Here is a 16,674-nt window from a genome sequence, read left to right as displayed (position 1 = left end):
ATCTCACCTCAGAAGCGATAGGAGAGCGTGACCCCGCCAAGCGGCTGCCACCGGCTGCCCTGATCGGTGACGGGGCTGTCGGCGAGGTCGCCGATGAGGTAGGTGGCACCCGCCCGGGCGATCACGCCGAAATGGCGATCGAAATAGTAACCGGCGCTGAGACCTGCCCCCACGTCGCGCATGCCCGAGCCCGGCCGGTAAGGCGTGAGTCCGCTTCTGACCGCGTCGGCCGCCGAGATGCCGAAATAGGTGCGCGAATAGTCTAAGTTCGCCCAGGTGGTCTGGACATCCACGGTGACGAAGGTGTCCGGCTTGCGGACGGCAGCGTAGCTGGCACTGGCGGTCGCGAGCAGCCCGTTGTGGGTCCGCGAGACGTCGTGGACGGCGGTCAGATCGAGCTGGAGCGATCCCTCGCCAAGCTGATCGCCGCCGAAGCGATAGCCGATGAAGGCGCCCGCCTCGATCGCGGTGTCGATTTCGGGAAGAAGGCCAACCGGGCCGTCAGCGTCGCTCCGATCAAGCCGTGCGCCGATCACGGGTCCGATCGCGAAACGCGGATCAGAGGCCAGGTCCGCCCGGCCGCGCAGGCCACGGAACTCGAAACTGATCCCCTGCCAGCGGACGTCGGCGAGCACGAAGGGGATCAGGCGCACGTCGCTGGCGCCGTCATATTCCGGGGCGACGCCTGCGCCGAGAGCAACCTGACCATGAGGTGCATCGCTGGGCGGCGCTCCCTGGGCGACGACAACCGAGGGCAGGCAGGCCATGCAAATGCCGACGAACGGAAGGATGAAGCGCATCGGATGATCCTTTGTTCGGTTTTGTGACGCTCACCGGAGATGCGCGCCAGGCAACCCAGCCAAATCGGCTTGATGGAAGTGTTGCAGGATGAACATGCAGCAGGCATTGTTCCCACCACGAAAGGGCATGCGCCGCTTACTTCGAAGTACGGGAACCTTGCTTGGCGTTTATGACCGACGGTGGGTGAGGTCTCTTGACCGCCTGTGTTTATCTGCCATAACTGAGCCACCTGATCTTGATCTGACACCATCAAGCTACAGGAGCAGTTCCGTGAACCGAATGCCCGATACCGCGAAAATCTTGCCTTTTCCTGCGGACGAGCGCAGCCACGCGGTGATGAACGCCGCCCCGCCAGGACCGCACAGCAGCGAAGAAGGTCGCACGCCGCCTGCGCTTCTCGATGCTGCGCAGGAGTTCCTGAAGTCGAGGGGCGGGGGCGAGGGGCATTTTCAGACGCCGATGAACGGCGTGCACGTCATGCGCGCCTTTCAAGAAATCCCGCCGATGCGCAGGATCTACCGGCCGTCGCTCTGTGTCGTGCTGAAGGGTGCCAAGCAAATCCTGTTCGGCGAAACGACGTTGATCTACAAAGAGATGGAATGTCTCGTCGTCAGTGTCGAGCTGCCAGCAAGCGGTCGCATGATCGGCGCAAGTTGCGAGACACCCTATCTCGGATTGAGCATCGATTTCGACGTGGCGATGCTGAAGGAGGTCATGCAGCAGCTGGCGAACCCGCCGCGCCCAGCTCCCGCGTCAGGCCCTTGTGTGTTCGTCGGTCAGGTCGACGCACCGCTGACTGAGTGCGTCCTGCGCCTCATCAGGATGGCGACGACACCTGATGCTGCCCACATTCTCTATCCATCGGTGATGCGGGAGATCTGCTACTGGCTGCTGACCGGGCCCTACGGCGCCGAGATCGCCAAGCTGACCCTGCCGGATTCGCATACCGATCGCGTCGCCAACGCCATCTACTACCTCCGCGACCATTTCGCCCAGACGCTGCGGGTGGAGCAGCTGGCGGAGGTCGCCCGGATGAGTCTGTCATCGTTCCACCAGCATTTCCGGACGATGACATCGATGACGCCGGTGCAATATCAAAAGCAGCTGCGGCTGCTCGAAGCGCGCCGGCTGATGGTCTCGGACGCTGCCAATGTGTCCGAGGCTGCCTATCAGGTCGGCTATGAAAGCGCTTCCCAGTTCAGCCGCGAGTATTCCCGCCACTTCGGTATCGCGCCGAAGCAGGATGTGATGAACTATAAGGCATTGGTCGCCTACGGGGCGAGGTAAGCCGCAGCGGTCCTGTCGGGCGCATACCGATCCTGCACGCGGAAGCGCCCGCAGGATCGGGCAAGTCTTATGGGGCATTCGGCATGGAGGAGGGTCGGGATCAGCGTAACTTGTGAAGCAGGCGCCGACACCGGCTTCGTGAAAGGCAAGTTCCATGACCCGCTGGACAGTTTCCGACATCCCGTCGCAAAACGGTCGCTCCGCCGTCGTCACCGGCACCGGTGGCCTCGGCTTCGAGGATGCCCTTGCGCTGGCGCGTGCCGGCTGTGAGGTCATTCTGGCCGGCCGCGATCCCTTGAAGGGGGCGGCCGCAGTGGACCGCATCCGGCGCGACATCGCCGGTGCGAAGATCCGGTTCGAGCCGCTCGACCTCGCCGAGCTCGCGTCGATCGCCGCCTTCGCTGATCGCCTGGGCAAACAGCGACCGAGCCTGGACATCCTGATCAACAACGCGGGCATCATGGTCCCGCCACGGCGCCGGACCACGGCGGACGGCATCGAGCTGCAGTTCGGTACCAATTATCTGGGCCATTTTGCCCTCACGGCGCATCTGCTGCCGCTGCTGCGGGCCGGCGTACAATCTCGCGTCATTTCCTTGTCGAGCGTTGCGGCTGCGGCTGGCGCGATCAACTTCGACGATCTCAACGCAGCGACGCGCTACAAGCCGATGCCGGTCTACAGCCAGTCGAAGCTTGCCTGCCTCATGTTCGCGTTCGAATTGCAGCGGCGCAGCGACGCGGGCGCGTGGGGGATCACCAGTATCGCCTCGCACCCGGGGATCTCGCGGACCGATCTGCTGCACAACGGCCCCGGGCGCTGGAGTGTACACGGCATCGCTCGTTCCTTCCTGCCGTTCCTCTTCCAGCCAGTGGCGCAAGGCGCCTTGCCGACGCTGTACGCCGCGACCTCGCCGGGCGCTGTGGCTGGCGGCTATTATGGACCTGATGGTCTGGGTGAATTGCGGGGTGCCCCGACCGCGGCCAAGGTGCCCCTGCAGGCTCTGGACGAAGGCGTCGCAGCTCGGCTGTGGGAGATGACCGAAGTCATGGCGGGCGTGCGCTTCCCGCCGGCCGCGCTCGACCCGAGCCACCCCCTACTCGAGCTCGTCTCCCCGGCAATTGCCGCCTGACCGCGCCCGCCTGAGCTCCATCTTTCCAAGGGAACATCATGATGAAAGCGATCAAGGCGTTGCTGCTGCTCGGCGTGCTCGGCGCGCACGCGACCGATAGCACCGCGGCTCCTGTCCAAGCTGCCGCGACCTCTGCGCTTCTCGGGACATGGCACGCGGAAGACGGAAGCCTCAAGATCGAGATGTTCGATGCCGGAGGCAGCTACGCGGGCCGCATGATCTACGGACGGCGGGTGATGGAGGCGGATGACGTGACGTTCAAGCGAGACGTCCACAATCCGGATCCAGCGCTCAGGAGCCGGTCACTCCAGCATGCCGTCGTGAAATGGCACGCCGGTCATCGTCGGTGGGAGGGGGGTCATCTCTACGATGGCGCCTCTGGCCGGACCTACTCTGCCCGCATCGAACTCAAGAACGGCAGGATGGAGATGCGTGGTTACATGGGATCGCCGGTGCTTGGCCGCACGGTCGTCTTGGACCGCGTAGCCGGCTGAGCCGCGCGCCCGGCGCTGACGCCGAGACGCCGTCGCGCGGATGGCGAAACGCGTCGTTTTCACACCGGCGAAGACGCGCGGCCGTGCGCGCGACGCGTCGACCTCCCTTGTTTGTGGAATGCGATCATGAACCTTCCCTGGAGCTCGGTACTGTCGCTGCTGAGCCGGAGATGTCCTGCCGGAACGCCATCGAGTCTGGAACTGCTGGCGACCGCAGGCGCAACCCGCGACCGCGCGGATCGCTGCGCCGGCATGCCTTTGCGCATGGCAGAATTGGCATCCGGCAACGAACCGGCGCCCCGCTTCTGGTCCGATGCGGCGAGGTTCTTGGTCGAGTGGTCGCGCCACCCTTACGATACCGCCGCCATCGCCCCGTCGGGACGAGCGCTGGCTGTGTTGATCACCTGCGAGATCGATGGCGGCTCGGGGCCGGTGCTCGAGCTCGGCCCGGGTACTGGCGTCTTCACACGGGCTCTCACCCGCCGGGGAGTAGCCGAGCGCGATCTGACGCTGGTCGAGCGGAGCCTGTCCTTCGCCGGGCTGTTGAAGGACCGTTTTCCGGCGTCGACGGTCCTCACCAACGATGCCGCCGACCTTCATCTGACGAGGCGAGCGGCTGCGCAGCCGTTCGGTGCTGTGGTGTGCGGGCTCGGTCTTCGCAACATGACGTCGCCCGAGGTCGAAGGCATCGTTCGGGCCAGCTTCACCGTCCTGCGACCGGCGGGATCATTCTACCTGTTCACCTATGGCGGCCGCTGCTCGGTGCCGGATGACGTTCTGGACCGGCTCGGCCTGATCGCCGACAAAGTGGGTTCGACGCTGCGCAACCTTCCGCCTGCGTCGGTCTACCGCCTGCGACGGGTCGGGACGACAGGATGAGCCACGAACCGGTCTGCGGCGCGTTCGGTCATAGCACGGCGCCCGAGATCATATTGCGGTGTGTCGGCCATCTGATCGTCGTCGGCGCTCTGCCGTTCAGGCTCGGTCAGACCGGAGCGCCATGGTGGTGTCTGCCGATTTACGCTGTCGTCGCGGGTGTGATGATGACTGTGGCCGAGGACATCCGCTTCGCCCGGGCGATCTTCCTGCGTCGGGACGTACGTGGCTACGCGCAGGTGCGTATCGCAATCATTGCCCTCTTGGGCACGGCGCCCTTCGCTGCGGGGACGGGCTTCGTGGCGTGATCACCGGCTGCGGCCTGCACCCGAACCGGGCCACAGGATCGGGCAAGTTTTCCATGGGATCGGGTGTTCGCGGCGCGTGGTGCCTGGCCTAGCATCGCGCCATGATCAACATCGTGACGGCCTAGCTCATGGCGTATTCCCTTTGGGTCAACGGCGCGACGTATCAGGTCGACGAAGAGGGGCAGACCCCCTTGCTCTGGGTGCTGCGTGACACGCTGAAGCTTACAGGGACGAAGTATGGTTGTGGCGTCGCGCAGTGCGGCGCCTGCACCGTGCATGTCGATGGCCAGCCGGTCCGCTCCTGCTCGTTTCCGCTCGAGGCAGCGTCGGCATCGCACATCGTCACCATCGAAGGCTGCGAAGGCGCCGAGGTCGAGGCGATCCAGAACGCCTGGGTGGCGCGTGACGTGCCGCAGTGCGGCTTCTGCCAGTCGGGGCAGATCATGAGTGCGGTGGCGCTTCTACGCGCCAATTCCGCGCCGAGTGACGCCGACATCGACGTGGCGATGAGCGGCAACATCTGCCGCTGCGCGACCTACAACCGGATCCGCGCCGGCATCCACGACGCCGCAGGACAGCTAAGGCACCGCCCGTCGTGAAATGGCGGCGTGCTGCCGGTGAGCGCCGACGTGTCGGCTGTCTCCCGATCCTGGTGTCGCTCGTCGCGCTCCTCGTGCTCGGCGTAGCCATCGCCTTTCGCCCGCAGGCGCTGCCGTCATCGCAGCCGCTGGTCGCTGCGCCGGCACGATTGCACGGTTCGGCTCTGCGGCCGGCATCGACATTCGCGTCGATCGCGGACCCGAGCGTGCGATCGCTCGCGCTGTTCGAGGAGGCGGGACGCGTGATCGAGCACCCGCGCTGCATGAACTGTCATCCGCGAGGCGACCGGCCGACCCAGACGGCGGCGATGCGGCCCCACATGCCGTGGGTGACGCGAGGACCGGATGATGCCGGTGCGCCGACGATGCGGTGCGCGACCTGCCACCGTGCCACCAACTTCGCGGCGTCCGGGGTTCCCGGCAATCCGAAATGGAAGCTCGCGCCGATCGAAATGGCCTGGCAGGGCAAGACGTTGGGAGAGATCTGCCGACAGATCCTCGATCCGGCCCGATCGCACCTGAACCGGGCCGAACTCCTCCACCATATGGCCGAGGACGAGCTGGTTGGCTGGGCCTGGCACCCCGGCGGCAACCGGGAGCCCGCTCCCGGCTCTCAGGCAGCGTTCGGCGCCCTCATCACGGCATGGTTGGAGACGGGGGCTGCATGTCCCGTCTGACCCCTTGCCGAGCAGGAGATTGCTCGTGACCGACGCCCCGGCATCCGGACGCCGCTTTCAGATGACCCGCCGCAAGATGATCCTGGGCGGTACGCTGGCGGGCGGAGCGCTCGTCGTCGGCTACACGGCCACTCACCCGATGCAGGCCGCAGGCGCGATCCTGTCAGGAGGTGGGCCCGCGCCCGAGGAAAGCGCCTTCGGCTCCTTTATCCGGATCAGTCTCGATGGCTGGGTAACGATCGTCAACAAACAGCAGGAACTTGGCCAGGGCATCCATGCCGGCATGGCCGCGATGATCGCGGAGGAACTGGATGCCGACTGGGACCGGGTTCGGGTCGTCAGCGCCCATGCCAATTTCCGTGCTTACGGCCCCCAGATCACGGCAGGCTCGCGATCGGTGGCGACGAACTGGGATCCGATGCGCAACGCCGGCGCCGCCGCGCGTGCCATGTTTGTCGCGGCAGCGGCCTTGCGCTGGAGCCTGCCCCGGCGACTGATCGACGTGCGCGACGGGGTGGTCTCTCACGGCGCATCTGGACGCTCGGCGACCTTTCCGGATCTTCTCGCGGACGCCGCCCGCCAAACCGCGCCGCAACGCCCGACGCTCAAGAATGCCAAGGATTACCGGCTGATCGGCACGGACCGCGTGCGGCGCAAGGATAGCCTGCCGAAAAGCACCGGCGCGCAGGTCTACACGCAGGACGTCCATCTGCGCGACATGCTCGTGGCGATGGTCGCCCACAGCCCGCGCTTCGGTGGCCGTCTTGCGCGATACGATGCAGCGGCGGCGCGCAAGGTGAAAGGCGTCGTCGACGTCTTCGCGATCGAGACGGGCGTCGCGGTGGTGGCGAGAAACACCTTCGCCGCGCGTCAGGGCCGGAATGCGCTCATCCTCGAATGGGACGACAGCGAGGCGGAGAAGCGCTCCACCGCCGATCTGATCCGCTACTTCCACGACATCGCTGCAGGTCGCACCGACGTCGCCTCGGCCGACTTCCACAGCAAGGGAGAAGAGCCGGACGGACCTTTCTCCGCAGCGGCGGTCGAGTTCAGCTTCGACTTCCCCTATCTCGCTCATGCGCCGATGGAGACGCTCGATTGCGTCGCCGAAGTGGATGGCTGGGATGTGAAGATCATCTCCGGCTCGCACCTTGCAACCGTCGACCAGGTGCAAGCGGCACGCGTCGCGCTCACCATCCCCGGCCGAGTCGACATCGAGGTGGTCCCGGCCGGCGGATCCTTCGGCAGGCGCGGGATCATGGGCGCCGACTATCTCGTCGAGTGCGTGCGGGTCGCAAAGCGGATGCCGCGGCGTCCGGTCAAGCTGATCTGGACCCGTGAGGACGAGATGTCGTCCGGCTTCTTCCGGCCGATGAGCCACCACCGCGTGCTGGTCGAACTGGGTGAAGACGGCTTCCCGGCACGGTGGCGGCACCGCACCGTCTCGCAGCCGCTGCTGCCGCTCGGACCCAATGCGCAGGCGGTCGAAGGCGTCGCGGAGTCGCCGTACCTCGCCGCTGCGAAGGTGATCGACGGCAAGATCTACTCTCCCACCTTTCCGGTGCCGGTCGCGTTCTGGCGTTCCGTCGGTCACTCGCACAATGGCATGGTGATGGAACATATCGTCGATCAGCTCGCGCGGCGGCTCGATCGCGATCCGGCAGCGTATCGGAGAGCCTTGTATCGCCGTGCCAACGCCAAGCGGCACCTCGCGGTGCTCGATGAACTATGCCGGCGGGCGGGCTGGGGCACGGCGATAGACGCCGGCTGGGCACGCGGTCTCGCCATCCACGAATGTTTCGGCACTGTCGTCGGGCAGATCGCGGAAGTCCGCATCGATGCGGGCAGACCGGTGGTCCGTCGGGTCGTCGCGGTCGTCGATTGCGGCACCGCCATCTCTCCAGACCAGATCGCAGCGCAGATCGAAGGCGGCATCGGCTTCGGTCTTTCCGCCGCTCTCTTCGGAGCGATGACGATGGAGAAAGGCATCGTGCAGGAGACCAATTTCGACAGCTACCCGGTCATCCGCATGAACGAAATGCCGTCGATCGAGACATACGTCTTGCCCTCGACCAATCCGCCAACGGGCATGGGGGAGCCCGGTGTGCCGCCGATCGCGCCCGCCGTCGCCAACGCGGTGCTTGCGCTCACGGCCGCACCAACCACCAGCCTGCCGATGTGGCGAAACGGGACGGCGACAAACGCCGGCTTCTCTACCCAGCGAATCTCGGCGTGACGTTCTTACCGTCGGCTCTGAGCGCGACCAGCTATCCCTGTTGCAGCCGCGCGCGGTGAGACGGTGGACAGCCACGACAATCCTGTGGCCGCGCCATCGCTTCGTAGCGACGCGGACACTGCCCACCGCCTCTATGCACGCGAAGGAGGACAGATGATGCCAACACGATCGAGCATTGCCTTGCTTTCGGCCGTCCTGCTTGCCTCTGTGACGCCGGCGGCAGCGCTGGGGCAGGATGCGAGCGACACGGACAGCGGCAAGGAGGCGCGCAATCGCACCCTGATCGCCGGCGCTTTTGCTCGCTGGTCGGCGGGAACGGGTGACGTGTTCAGCCTGCTTGCAGACGACGTGGTCTGGCGCATCACCGGCCTCGATCCGGCGGTGGCGCAGACCTACAACAGCCGCCAGGCGCTGCTCGACGCGGCCGCCAATCCGCTGCGCGCTCGGCTGAGCAAGCCGCTCAAGCCGATGGTGCGTAGGATCTGGGCCGATGGTGACGACGTGTTGGTCCACTGGGACGGCGCCGCGCCGTTCAGGGATGGCACGTCGTACCGCAATACGTACCTGTGGATCATGACCATACGCGGGCAAAGGATCGTGGCGGTCACCGCCTTTCTCGACAACGCCGCCTTTGCGGCGGCGCTGGCGAAGCCGGCCCCGTGATCGCGCGAGAACGGCTGGTGCAGCTGCCGAGAAGAAAAGGCCGCTCCCGATGTCCACGCCGCGCTGCCTGGATGCATCTTAACGCACGTTGGCGAGGGTGGAGCGAGCGTGTGGCACATCGAACCGGGAATGTGGATGAGGTGCACCCGTGCAAGGCGGACCGGCAGACCGTCGTATCGAGATCTTGGCTGAAGGCTTGCGGACGGCAGCGCGGCTCGCCCGCACCAAAGCGTTCCCGGTCCTTGCCGCCGGCGAGGACGCCGACCACGATCGAGCGCTTATCGCCAGGACCTTGGGTTCCTTCGCCGACGAACTTGATGCAACGGCGTTCCGGTTTGAGGAACTCGTGGAGGGGACGATCGCCGTAACCCGCTAGCCTCGCCCAGTCGTCCCGTTCCCACCCGCGCGGGTCGCTTGAGGTGCACGCGTGGAAACCAGGGTTGCCAACGAGGGTGCGCCGAAGCCGAACAGCCGGGCACGAGCGCACGCTGCCGCCGCTCGTAAGAAAATGCGGTACCGTCCGGTACATAAAGCGTTGACGGGAATGGCGCCGCTTCTATACCGGTCAGTATAGATGGTGGTGGCGTTCCGGCGGCACCGCGCGGGAGGCCTGTCCATGAACATCACCGGGTTCGGCAACACTGCCGCCCGCTGGCGATGGTCCGGAGGGGCTCGTCCGGGCGCGCCGTCCTTTTTCTCAACCGGATGGGCTTCCGTCTCTCCCCGATGTCGCTCGGCGAGAGCGCGGGCGGCGCCCATTCCAAGGAGGCACGACATGGCTATCGTCCGGGCGGGAGTGTCAATGGCGCGAGACGGAACGGGGATCGCCGTGTCGTCATCGCGCGGCGAGACCGCGGTGGACGCGACGATCTCACTTGGCCGGGGCGTGGCTCTCGCCGACGGAGGCGAGCAGGCACGCTACCAGTCTGCTGCTCGCGGAGGTGGCCAGTTCGGCGCCGACGATTCGCGTGAGGACGGATCCGACCGAGATCATCATGAACGCCTCCGCGAGCAGTCGATGCTCCGCCGTCACGCTGGTGCTGCCGGTCAGGCCCGCGAACGCACGGCTGATGTTGTCGAACATCATGCGCCGGACGCCGAGGAAGATTTCCCTGATGCGATCGTTGCGCGAGGCTTCCGCTGCGATCTCGAGGAAGAGCCGGTCGCCTTCCTCGTCCTCCCGACGGGTGGCGGAGGTAAGCCATTCGCGCACGCCGTCACGGCTGCGCGCGGCCAGCGCGGTGTCGAGCGCGTCCAGATCGGCGAATTTCCGGCAATCCTCCTCCGCGATCGCCGCGATGATGTCCTCCTTGGCGGGGAAGTCGCGATACAATTGCTGCACCGCAACGCCCGACTCGCGCGCGATCAGCGCGATGCCGGTGCCGTGGAAGCCATTCTCCACGAACAGGCGCCGTGCGGCTCGCTTCACATGCTGTCGGCGCTGCTCGGCGCGAGTCTGGCGGGGACGTTCGACGTTGACCAATCGGGGACCTCTTAAAGCGATGTTGACGCTTTTGTGCAGTGCGGCTAACCACTCACTTTGGAAGTGATCGCTCCCTTACATTTTAGCAAGCGAGAAATGTCTCATGGTGTGGAAGCGGCTGACTGGCGGTATGTTGGCCTCGAGCGCCCTGCTCGTGCTCGCCGGATGCGGTGACGGCGGGAAAGCGCAGCAGCAGGCCCCGCAGGGCCCGCCGCCGGTCGGCTATGTCGTCGTGCGCGAGGAGCCGGTCACGCTGACGACCGAGCTGCCGGGGCGGACGACCGCCTTCGAGACCTCCGAGGTGCGGCCGCAGGTCAACGGGCTGGTGCTCGCGCGCCTGTTCGTCGAGGGCGACGTGGTCCGCAAGGGTCAGCCGCTCTACCGCATTGATCCCGCGCCGTATCAGGCGCAGGTGGCGAGCGCGCGTGCCGCGCTGGCGCGGGCGCGCTCCAGCATCGCCTCCAGCGCGGCGCTGGCGCGTCGCTACGGCGAGCTGGTGAAGATCAACGCCATCGCACGGCAGGAATTCGAGAATGCGCAGACCACGGCGGCGCAGGCGCAGGCCGATGTCGCCGCGCAGCAGGCCGCGCTGCGGGCGGCTCAGATCGATCTCGCGCGCACCACCATCAGCGCCCCGATCACCGGCCGGATCGGCCGCTCGCTCTTCACCACCGGCGCGCTGGTGTCGGCGGCGCAGGCGAATCCGCTCGCGACGATCCAGCGGATCGATCCGATCTACGTTGATATCCAGCAGTCGAGCGCCGACCTGCTCAGGCTGCGCCAGCAGATCATCAGCGGCCAGCTGACCCGCGACGGCAACGCGCGGGTAAAGCTGAAGCTCGAAGACGGCAGCGACTATGGGCCGCAGGGCAGCCTCCGCTTCGCCGACGTCACCGTCGACCCGACGACCGGGTCGCAGGTGATCCGCGCGCTCTTTCCGAATCCCAACGGCCTGCTGCTGCCGGGCATGTTCGTCCGCGCCGCGCTGGCGCAGGGCACCGCGCAGAAGGCGATCCTGGTGCCGCAGCGCGCGGTCGGCCGCGACGAGAAGGGCCAGGCGACCGTCATGGTCATCGGCAACGACGGCAAGGTCCAGGTCCGCAGCCTGCAGACCAGCCGTGTCGTCGGCGACAATTGGCTCGTCTCCGGCGGCATCAATCCCGGCGAGAAGGTCATCGTCGAGGGTGGCATGATGCTGCGCCCGGGGATGCCGGTGCAGGGGCATCCGTTCGACCCCAATGCCAAGCCCGCGGGCGGTCAGCCGCCCCAGGGACAGGCACAGGCGCAGGCGAAGTAATCGGTCATGTCACGCTATTTCATCGATCGTCCGATCTTCGCCTACGTGCTGGCGGTGATGGTCGTCATCGTCGGCATCCTGGCCGTCCGCACGCTGCCGATCGCGCAGTTCCCCGCGATCGCGCCCCCCGCAGTGTCGATCACGGCGAACTATCCGGGCGCGGACGCGCAGACGCTCGAGAACACGACGACGCAGATCATCGAGCAGCAGATGAAGGGGATCGACCACCTTCGCTACTTCTCGTCCTCGTCGTCCTCGTCGGGCACGGTGACGATCACGCTCACCTTCGAGCAGGGCACCGATCCCGACATCGCGCAGGTCCAGGTGCAGAACAAGCTCCAGGCCGCGACGCCGCTGTTGCCGCAGGAGGTGCAGCGCCAGGGCATCATCGTCGCCAAGGCGACGCAAAACTTTCTGCTGTTCGTCGGCCTTTACTCCGAGAACGGCAAGCACGACGCGGACGACCTCGCCGATATCGTCGCGTCGCGCATCCAGGATCCGCTGTCGCGGGTGACGGGCGTCGGCGACACGCAGATCTTCGGCTCGCAATATGCGATGCGGATCTGGGTCGACCCGCTCAAGCTGAACAATTTCGCGCTGACGATGTCCGACGTGACCAGCGCGGTGACGGCACAGAATGCGCAGGTCTCCGCCGGCCAGATCGGCGCGCAGCCCGCGCCCAAGGAGCAGATGCTCAACGCGACGGTATCGGTATCGTCGCGGCTCACCTCGCCCGAGCAGTTCGCGCAGATCCGGTTGAAGAGCAATCCGGACGGCTCGGTCGTGCGGCTCGGCGACGTCGCCCGCGTTGCGATCGGCGCCGAGAACTACAGCTTCTCGGCGCAGTGGAACGGCAAGCCCGCGTCGGGCATCGGCATCAAGCTCGCGCCGGGCGCGAACGCGCTCAACACCGTGGTGGCGGTGAAGGAGCGGGTCAACGAGATCGCCAAGCAGTTCCCCCCGGACGTGAAGGTGATCTTCCCGTACGACACGTCGCCGTTCGTGCGGCTGTCGATCGAGCAGGTGATCGAGACGCTGATCGAGGCGATCGTCCTCGTGTTCCTGGTGATGTTCTTGTTCCTGCAGAACTTCCGCGCGACGCTGATCCCGACGATCGCGGTGCCGGTGGTGCTGACCGGCACCTTCGCGGTGCTGGCGGTGTTCGGCTACTCGATCAACACGCTGACCTTGTTCGGCATGGTGCTGGCGATCGGCCTGCTGGTGGACGACGCGATCGTGGTGGTCGAAAACGTCGAACGCCTGATCACGACCGAGCATCTGTCGCCGCGCGAGGCGGCGCGGAAGTCGATGGACGAGATCACCGGCGCACTGATCGGCATCGCCATGGTGCTGTCGGCGGTGTTCCTGCCGATGGCGTTCTTCGGCGGCTCGACCGGCGTCATCTACCGCCAGTTCTCGATCACCATCGTCTCGGCGATGATCCTGTCGGTGGCGGTGGCGCTGATCCTGACACCGGCGCTCTGCGCGACCATCCTGAAGCCGCACGACCCGAACAAGGGGGAGGGCAACGGCCCGCTGGCGCGCTTCTTCCGCTGGTTCAACGATCGCTTCGATCGCGGGCGCGCGCGCTACGAGCGCGGCGTGCAGTCAACCGCGCGCCGCTGGGGCCGGTCGCTGATCGCCTATGCGCTGATCCTTGCGGGCATGACCTTGCTGTTCACGCGGCTGCCGACCGGCTTCCTGCCCGACGAGGACCAGGGCGTGATGATCGCGCTGGTGCAGGGGCCGCCGGGCGCGACCACGGCGCGCACGCAAAAGGGCCTGGATCTGATCCGCGACCAGTTCCTCGGCGACGCCAAGGACGCGATCCGCGGCGTCTACACCATCAACGGGTTCAGCTTCGCGGGCGTCGGCCAGAACAGCGGCATCGCGTTCATCCCGATGAAGGAGTGGAAGGATCGGCCCGGTGCCGAGAACAAGGCGCAGGCGATCATCGGTCGCGCCATGGGCGCCTTCGCGCGCTACAATGACGGCCTGATCTTCGCGGTGATCCCGCCCGCGGTGCAGGAGCTGGGCAACGCCACCGGCTTCGACCTCCAGCTCGTCGACGAACTCGGCATGGGGCATGAGAAGCTGCTGGCGGCGCGCAACCAGCTGCTCGGCATGGCGTCGCAGAACAAGTCGCTGGTCGGCGTGCGTCCCAACGCGCTCGACGACGCGCCGCAGCTCAAGGTCGACGTCGACCAGGACAAGGCGCGCGCGCTCGGCCTCGATTTGTCGAACGTCAACAACACCATCGCCACGGCGTGGGGCGGCTCGTACGTCAACGACTTCATTGATCGTGGCCGCGTCAAGCGGGTCTATATCCAGGCGGACGCGGCCTACCGCATGTCGCCCGAGGATCTCGGCGATCTCTATGTGCGCGGCGCGAGTGGCAGCATGGCGCCGTTCACGGCCTTCTCCAACCTTTCGTGGAGCCAGGGGCCGATGCAGCTGACCCGCTACAATGGGCAGCCGGCGATGGAGATCCTGGGCCAGCCGGCGCCGGGCGTGTCCTCGGGCGCGGCGCTGAAGGCGATGCAGGATATGCAGGCCAAGCTGCCACCGGGCACGCGGCTCGACTGGACCGGGCTCAGCTACGAGGAGCAATTGTCGGGCGGTCAGGCGCCGGCGCTCTACGGCCTGTCGCTGCTGATCGTCTTCCTCTGCCTCGCGGCACTCTACGAGAGCTGGTCGGTGCCGATCTCGGTGATGCTGGTGGTGCCGCTGGGTGTCGTCGGCGCCTTGCTCGCGGCCTGGCTGACCGGGTTGAACAACGACATCTACCTCCAGGTGGGTCTCATCACGACGATCGGCGTGTCAGCGAAAAACGCCATCCTCATCGTCGAGTTCGCGGAGGAGAAGATGCGCGAGGGCAAGGGCGCGTTCGATGCCGCGGTGGAGGCGGCCAAGCTGCGGCTTCGCCCGATCCTCATGACCAGCCTCGCGTTCGTCTTCGGCGTGTTCCCGCTGGCGGTGTCGAACGGCGCCGGCGCGGGCGGTCAGAACGCGATCGGTCGCGCGGTGGTGGGCGGCATGCTGTCCGCCACGGTGCTGGCCATCTTCTTCGTGCCGATGTTCTTCGTGGTGGTGCTCCGACTGTTCGGCCATGGCGGCAAGGCGGAACCCGTCGTGCAGGACCGGCCTGACGGCGACGGGCGCGGCTCAGACGACGGCCGCGACCACGCGCCCGCGTCGCAAGGGATCTAAGCGGTGATCAAGACCAGAAACGCCTCGCTCTTGCTGGTGAGCGCCGCGCTCGCCGGTTGCAACCTCGCGCCCAACTATGTGCGGCCGGTCGGCGCGGTGCCTGCCGCGCTGCCGCAGGGCGGCGTCTTCCCCGCCGCGGCGACGGATGCGCCGGACGTGAGTGCGACCGGCTGGCGCACGTTCTTCACCGACGAGCGGCTGCGCCGCACCATCGCGCTGGCGCTGGAGAACAACCGGGATCTCCGGATCGCCGCCGCGAACGTCCTGCAGGCGCGCGCGCAATATCGCATCAGTCGCGCGGATCTGGTGCCCTCCACCGTCCTGTCGGGCTCGGGCACCTATACCAACAACATTCAGGGCGCCGCCGGCGCGCTGGGCGGCGCCGCGGGCGGCGGCACCGGCGCCGGAGCGGGAACGGGTACTGGCACCGGCACCGGCACTGGCACCGGTTCGAACGGCGGCGCCGCCGGTTCGGGCGGGACCGGGGTCGGGGTGGGCGTGGGATCCTCGTCCAACAACCTCGAATTCTACTCGGTGAACGCCGGCTTCTCGGCGTTCGAGCTCGATCTGTTCGGCCGCATCCGGAACCTGAACCGCGCCGCGCTCGAGCAATATTTCGCCACGCAGGAGGCGCAGCGCTCAGCCCGGATCAGCCTGATCGCCGAGACCGCGACGGCGTGGCTGACCTATGCATCGGATCAGGACCAGCTGCGAATCTCGCAGGACTCGCTCAGGTCGTTCGAGCAGTCGCTCGAGCTGACCCGCGCGCAGTTCCGCATCGGAGTCGCCTCCGAGCTGGAGGCGCGCCAGGCCGAGACGAGCTACCAGGCCGCGCGCAACGATATCGCGGTGCTGCGAACCCGCCTGGCGCAGGACAAGAATGCGCTCGACCTGCTCGCCGGCGCGCCCGTGCCCGCCGGCCTGCTGCCCGAGAGCCTGGGGAACGGGAGCGCGTCGCTGCAGACGCTGCCGGTCGGTGTCTCCTCGGACGTATTGCTCAGCCGTCCGGACGTCCTCCAGGCCGAGCACCAGCTGATCGCGCAGAATGCGAATATCGGCGCCGCGCGCGCCGCGCTGTTCCCGCGCATCTCGCTGACCGCGACGCTGGGGACGATCAGCACCGCGCTGCGCGGCCTCTTTGCCGACGGCAGCTTCACCTACACCGGCGCGCCGTCCGTCTCGCTCCCGCTGTTCGACGGCGGTCGCCTGCGCGGCAATGTCGAGGTCGCGCGCGCGCAGCAGCAGGCGGCGGTGTCGACCTACGAGCGTGCGGTGCAGACCGCGTTCCGCGAGGTCGCGGACGCGCTGGCGCAGCGCGGCACGATCGACGAGCAGATCGCGGCGCAGACGGCGCGCGCGGAGGCAGCGGCGGCCGCGCTGCGGATCTCCGATGCGCGCTATCGCGCCGGCGTCGAGTCGTTCTTGAACACGCTCGACTCGCAGCGCTCCTCTTATGCGGCGCAGCAGCAGCTGGTGACCACGAGGCTCAACCGCGAGAGCAACCTGGTGGAAATCTATCGCTCGCTGGGCGGCGGCATCAACGACGACGATCGACCGGCCGCGCCGCGCACCGCCAACACGCCGGGCTGAGCGGGCGGGGCGCGTCATCGCCGG

15 protein-coding genes are annotated in these 16,674 nt (G+C 66.9%); 13 read left to right on the top strand and 2 right to left on the bottom strand.

Features of this window, described 5'->3' with window-relative positions; translation table 11 throughout:
- Positions 1 to 8: 8 nt before the first annotated feature.
- Positions 9 to 800, bottom strand: a complete 792-nt coding sequence (locus ACMGDM_RS15095; protein ID WP_436804941.1) for a MipA/OmpV family protein — start codon at positions 798 to 800, stop codon at positions 9 to 11.
- A 280-nt stretch (positions 801 to 1,080) separates the two neighbouring features.
- Here ACMGDM_RS15095 and ACMGDM_RS15090 point away from each other — a divergent pair, with 280 nt between their 5' ends.
- From ACMGDM_RS15090 to ACMGDM_RS15045, 10 genes are all read left to right on the top strand, one after another.
- Positions 1,081 to 2,088, top strand: coding sequence for an AraC family transcriptional regulator (locus ACMGDM_RS15090; protein ID WP_436805166.1), 1,008 nt, complete (start codon positions 1,081 to 1,083; stop codon positions 2,086 to 2,088).
- A gap of 154 nt (positions 2,089 to 2,242) precedes the next feature.
- Entirely contained in the window at positions 2,243 to 3,217 is a 975-nt protein-coding gene (locus ACMGDM_RS15085; RefSeq protein WP_436804940.1) for an SDR family oxidoreductase, read from the top strand.
- Positions 3,218 to 3,255: 38 nt separating this feature from the next.
- Positions 3,256 to 3,711, top strand: coding sequence for a DUF2147 domain-containing protein (locus ACMGDM_RS15080; protein ID WP_436804939.1), 456 nt, complete (start codon positions 3,256 to 3,258; stop codon positions 3,709 to 3,711).
- Positions 3,712 to 3,837: 126 nt separating this feature from the next.
- Positions 3,838 to 4,590, top strand: coding sequence for a class I SAM-dependent methyltransferase (locus ACMGDM_RS15075; protein WP_436804938.1), 753 nt, complete (start codon positions 3,838 to 3,840; stop codon positions 4,588 to 4,590).
- Entirely contained in the window at positions 4,587 to 4,895 is a 309-nt protein-coding gene (locus ACMGDM_RS15070; protein ID WP_436804937.1) for a hypothetical protein, read from the top strand. Before ACMGDM_RS15075 ends, ACMGDM_RS15070 begins: the two co-directional genes overlap by 4 nt.
- Positions 4,896 to 5,023: 128 nt before the next feature.
- Positions 5,024 to 5,494, top strand: a complete 471-nt coding sequence (locus ACMGDM_RS15065) for a (2Fe-2S)-binding protein (RefSeq protein ID WP_436804936.1) — start codon at positions 5,024 to 5,026, stop codon at positions 5,492 to 5,494.
- A 53-nt stretch (positions 5,495 to 5,547) separates the two neighbouring features.
- Entirely contained in the window at positions 5,548 to 6,171 is a 624-nt protein-coding gene (locus ACMGDM_RS15060; protein WP_436804935.1) for an Isoquinoline 1-oxidoreductase subunit, read from the top strand.
- The gene (locus ACMGDM_RS15055; RefSeq protein WP_436804934.1) at positions 6,059 to 8,407 is read left to right on the top strand and encodes a xanthine dehydrogenase family protein molybdopterin-binding subunit; all 2,349 of its coding nucleotides are present in this window, start codon (positions 6,059 to 6,061) and stop codon (positions 8,405 to 8,407) included. The genes ACMGDM_RS15060 and ACMGDM_RS15055 overlap by 113 nt, the downstream gene beginning before the upstream one ends.
- 63 nt (positions 8,408 to 8,470) lie before the next feature.
- Positions 8,471 to 9,070: a nuclear transport factor 2 family protein gene (locus tag ACMGDM_RS15050; protein WP_436804933.1), complete on the top strand. Its 600-nt coding sequence runs from the start codon at positions 8,471 to 8,473 to the stop codon at positions 9,068 to 9,070.
- Between the two features lie 148 nt (positions 9,071 to 9,218).
- Entirely contained in the window at positions 9,219 to 9,446 is a 228-nt protein-coding gene (locus ACMGDM_RS15045) for a hypothetical protein (RefSeq protein WP_436804932.1), read from the top strand.
- 495 nt (positions 9,447 to 9,941) lie between these two features.
- On the opposite strand, the gene ACMGDM_RS15040 is transcribed toward ACMGDM_RS15045, so the two are convergent.
- Positions 9,942 to 10,499, bottom strand: coding sequence for a TetR/AcrR family transcriptional regulator (locus tag ACMGDM_RS15040; protein ID WP_436804931.1), 558 nt, complete (start codon positions 10,497 to 10,499; stop codon positions 9,942 to 9,944).
- 157 nt (positions 10,500 to 10,656) lie between these two features.
- Here ACMGDM_RS15040 and ACMGDM_RS15035 point away from each other — a divergent pair, with 157 nt between their 5' ends.
- The 3 genes from ACMGDM_RS15035 to ACMGDM_RS15025 are packed head-to-tail and all read left to right on the top strand — an operon-like array spanning position 10,657 to position 16,650.
- Positions 10,657 to 11,850 (top strand): efflux RND transporter periplasmic adaptor subunit, encoded by a 1,194-nt coding sequence (locus ACMGDM_RS15035; protein ID WP_436804930.1) that lies wholly within the window; start codon positions 10,657 to 10,659, stop codon positions 11,848 to 11,850.
- Between the two features lie 6 nt (positions 11,851 to 11,856).
- The gene (locus tag ACMGDM_RS15030; RefSeq protein ID WP_436804929.1) at positions 11,857 to 15,060 is read left to right on the top strand and encodes an efflux RND transporter permease subunit; all 3,204 of its coding nucleotides are present in this window, start codon (positions 11,857 to 11,859) and stop codon (positions 15,058 to 15,060) included.
- 3 nt (positions 15,061 to 15,063) lie between these two features.
- Positions 15,064 to 16,650 (top strand): efflux transporter outer membrane subunit, encoded by a 1,587-nt coding sequence (locus tag ACMGDM_RS15025; RefSeq protein WP_436804928.1) that lies wholly within the window; start codon positions 15,064 to 15,066, stop codon positions 16,648 to 16,650.
- Positions 16,651 to 16,674 lie beyond the last annotated feature (24 nt).

Origin of the sequence: Sphingomonas larreae (assembly GCF_051400595.1) — a bacterium.
GTDB lineage: Bacteria > Pseudomonadota > Alphaproteobacteria > Sphingomonadales > Sphingomonadaceae > Sphingomonas.
Note: the sequence above shows the minus strand (reverse complement) of the source record. Positions and strands in the feature narration are given on the sequence as shown.

What these genes read in the sequence shown, in the direction of transcription:
- ACMGDM_RS15030 (WP_436804929.1), top strand. Translation starts at nt 11,857, where the DNA reads ATGTCACGCTATTTCATCGATCGTCCGATCTTCGCCTACGTGCTGGCG.
- ACMGDM_RS15075 (WP_436804938.1), top strand. Translation starts at nt 3,838, where the DNA reads ATGAACCTTCCCTGGAGCTCGGTACTGTCGCTGCTGAGCCGGAGATGT.
- ACMGDM_RS15065 (WP_436804936.1), top strand. Translation starts at nt 5,024, where the DNA reads ATGGCGTATTCCCTTTGGGTCAACGGCGCGACGTATCAGGTCGACGAA.
- ACMGDM_RS15090 (WP_436805166.1), top strand. Translation starts at nt 1,081, where the DNA reads ATGCCCGATACCGCGAAAATCTTGCCTTTTCCTGCGGACGAGCGCAGC.
- ACMGDM_RS15080 (WP_436804939.1), top strand. Translation starts at nt 3,256, where the DNA reads ATGATGAAAGCGATCAAGGCGTTGCTGCTGCTCGGCGTGCTCGGCGCG.
- ACMGDM_RS15085 (WP_436804940.1), top strand. Translation starts at nt 2,243, where the DNA reads ATGACCCGCTGGACAGTTTCCGACATCCCGTCGCAAAACGGTCGCTCC.
- ACMGDM_RS15070 (WP_436804937.1), top strand. Translation starts at nt 4,587, where the DNA reads ATGAGCCACGAACCGGTCTGCGGCGCGTTCGGTCATAGCACGGCGCCC.
- ACMGDM_RS15095 (WP_436804941.1), bottom strand. Translation starts at nt 800, where the DNA reads ATGCGCTTCATCCTTCCGTTCGTCGGCATTTGCATGGCCTGCCTGCCC.
- ACMGDM_RS15035 (WP_436804930.1), top strand. Translation starts at nt 10,657, where the DNA reads ATGGTGTGGAAGCGGCTGACTGGCGGTATGTTGGCCTCGAGCGCCCTG.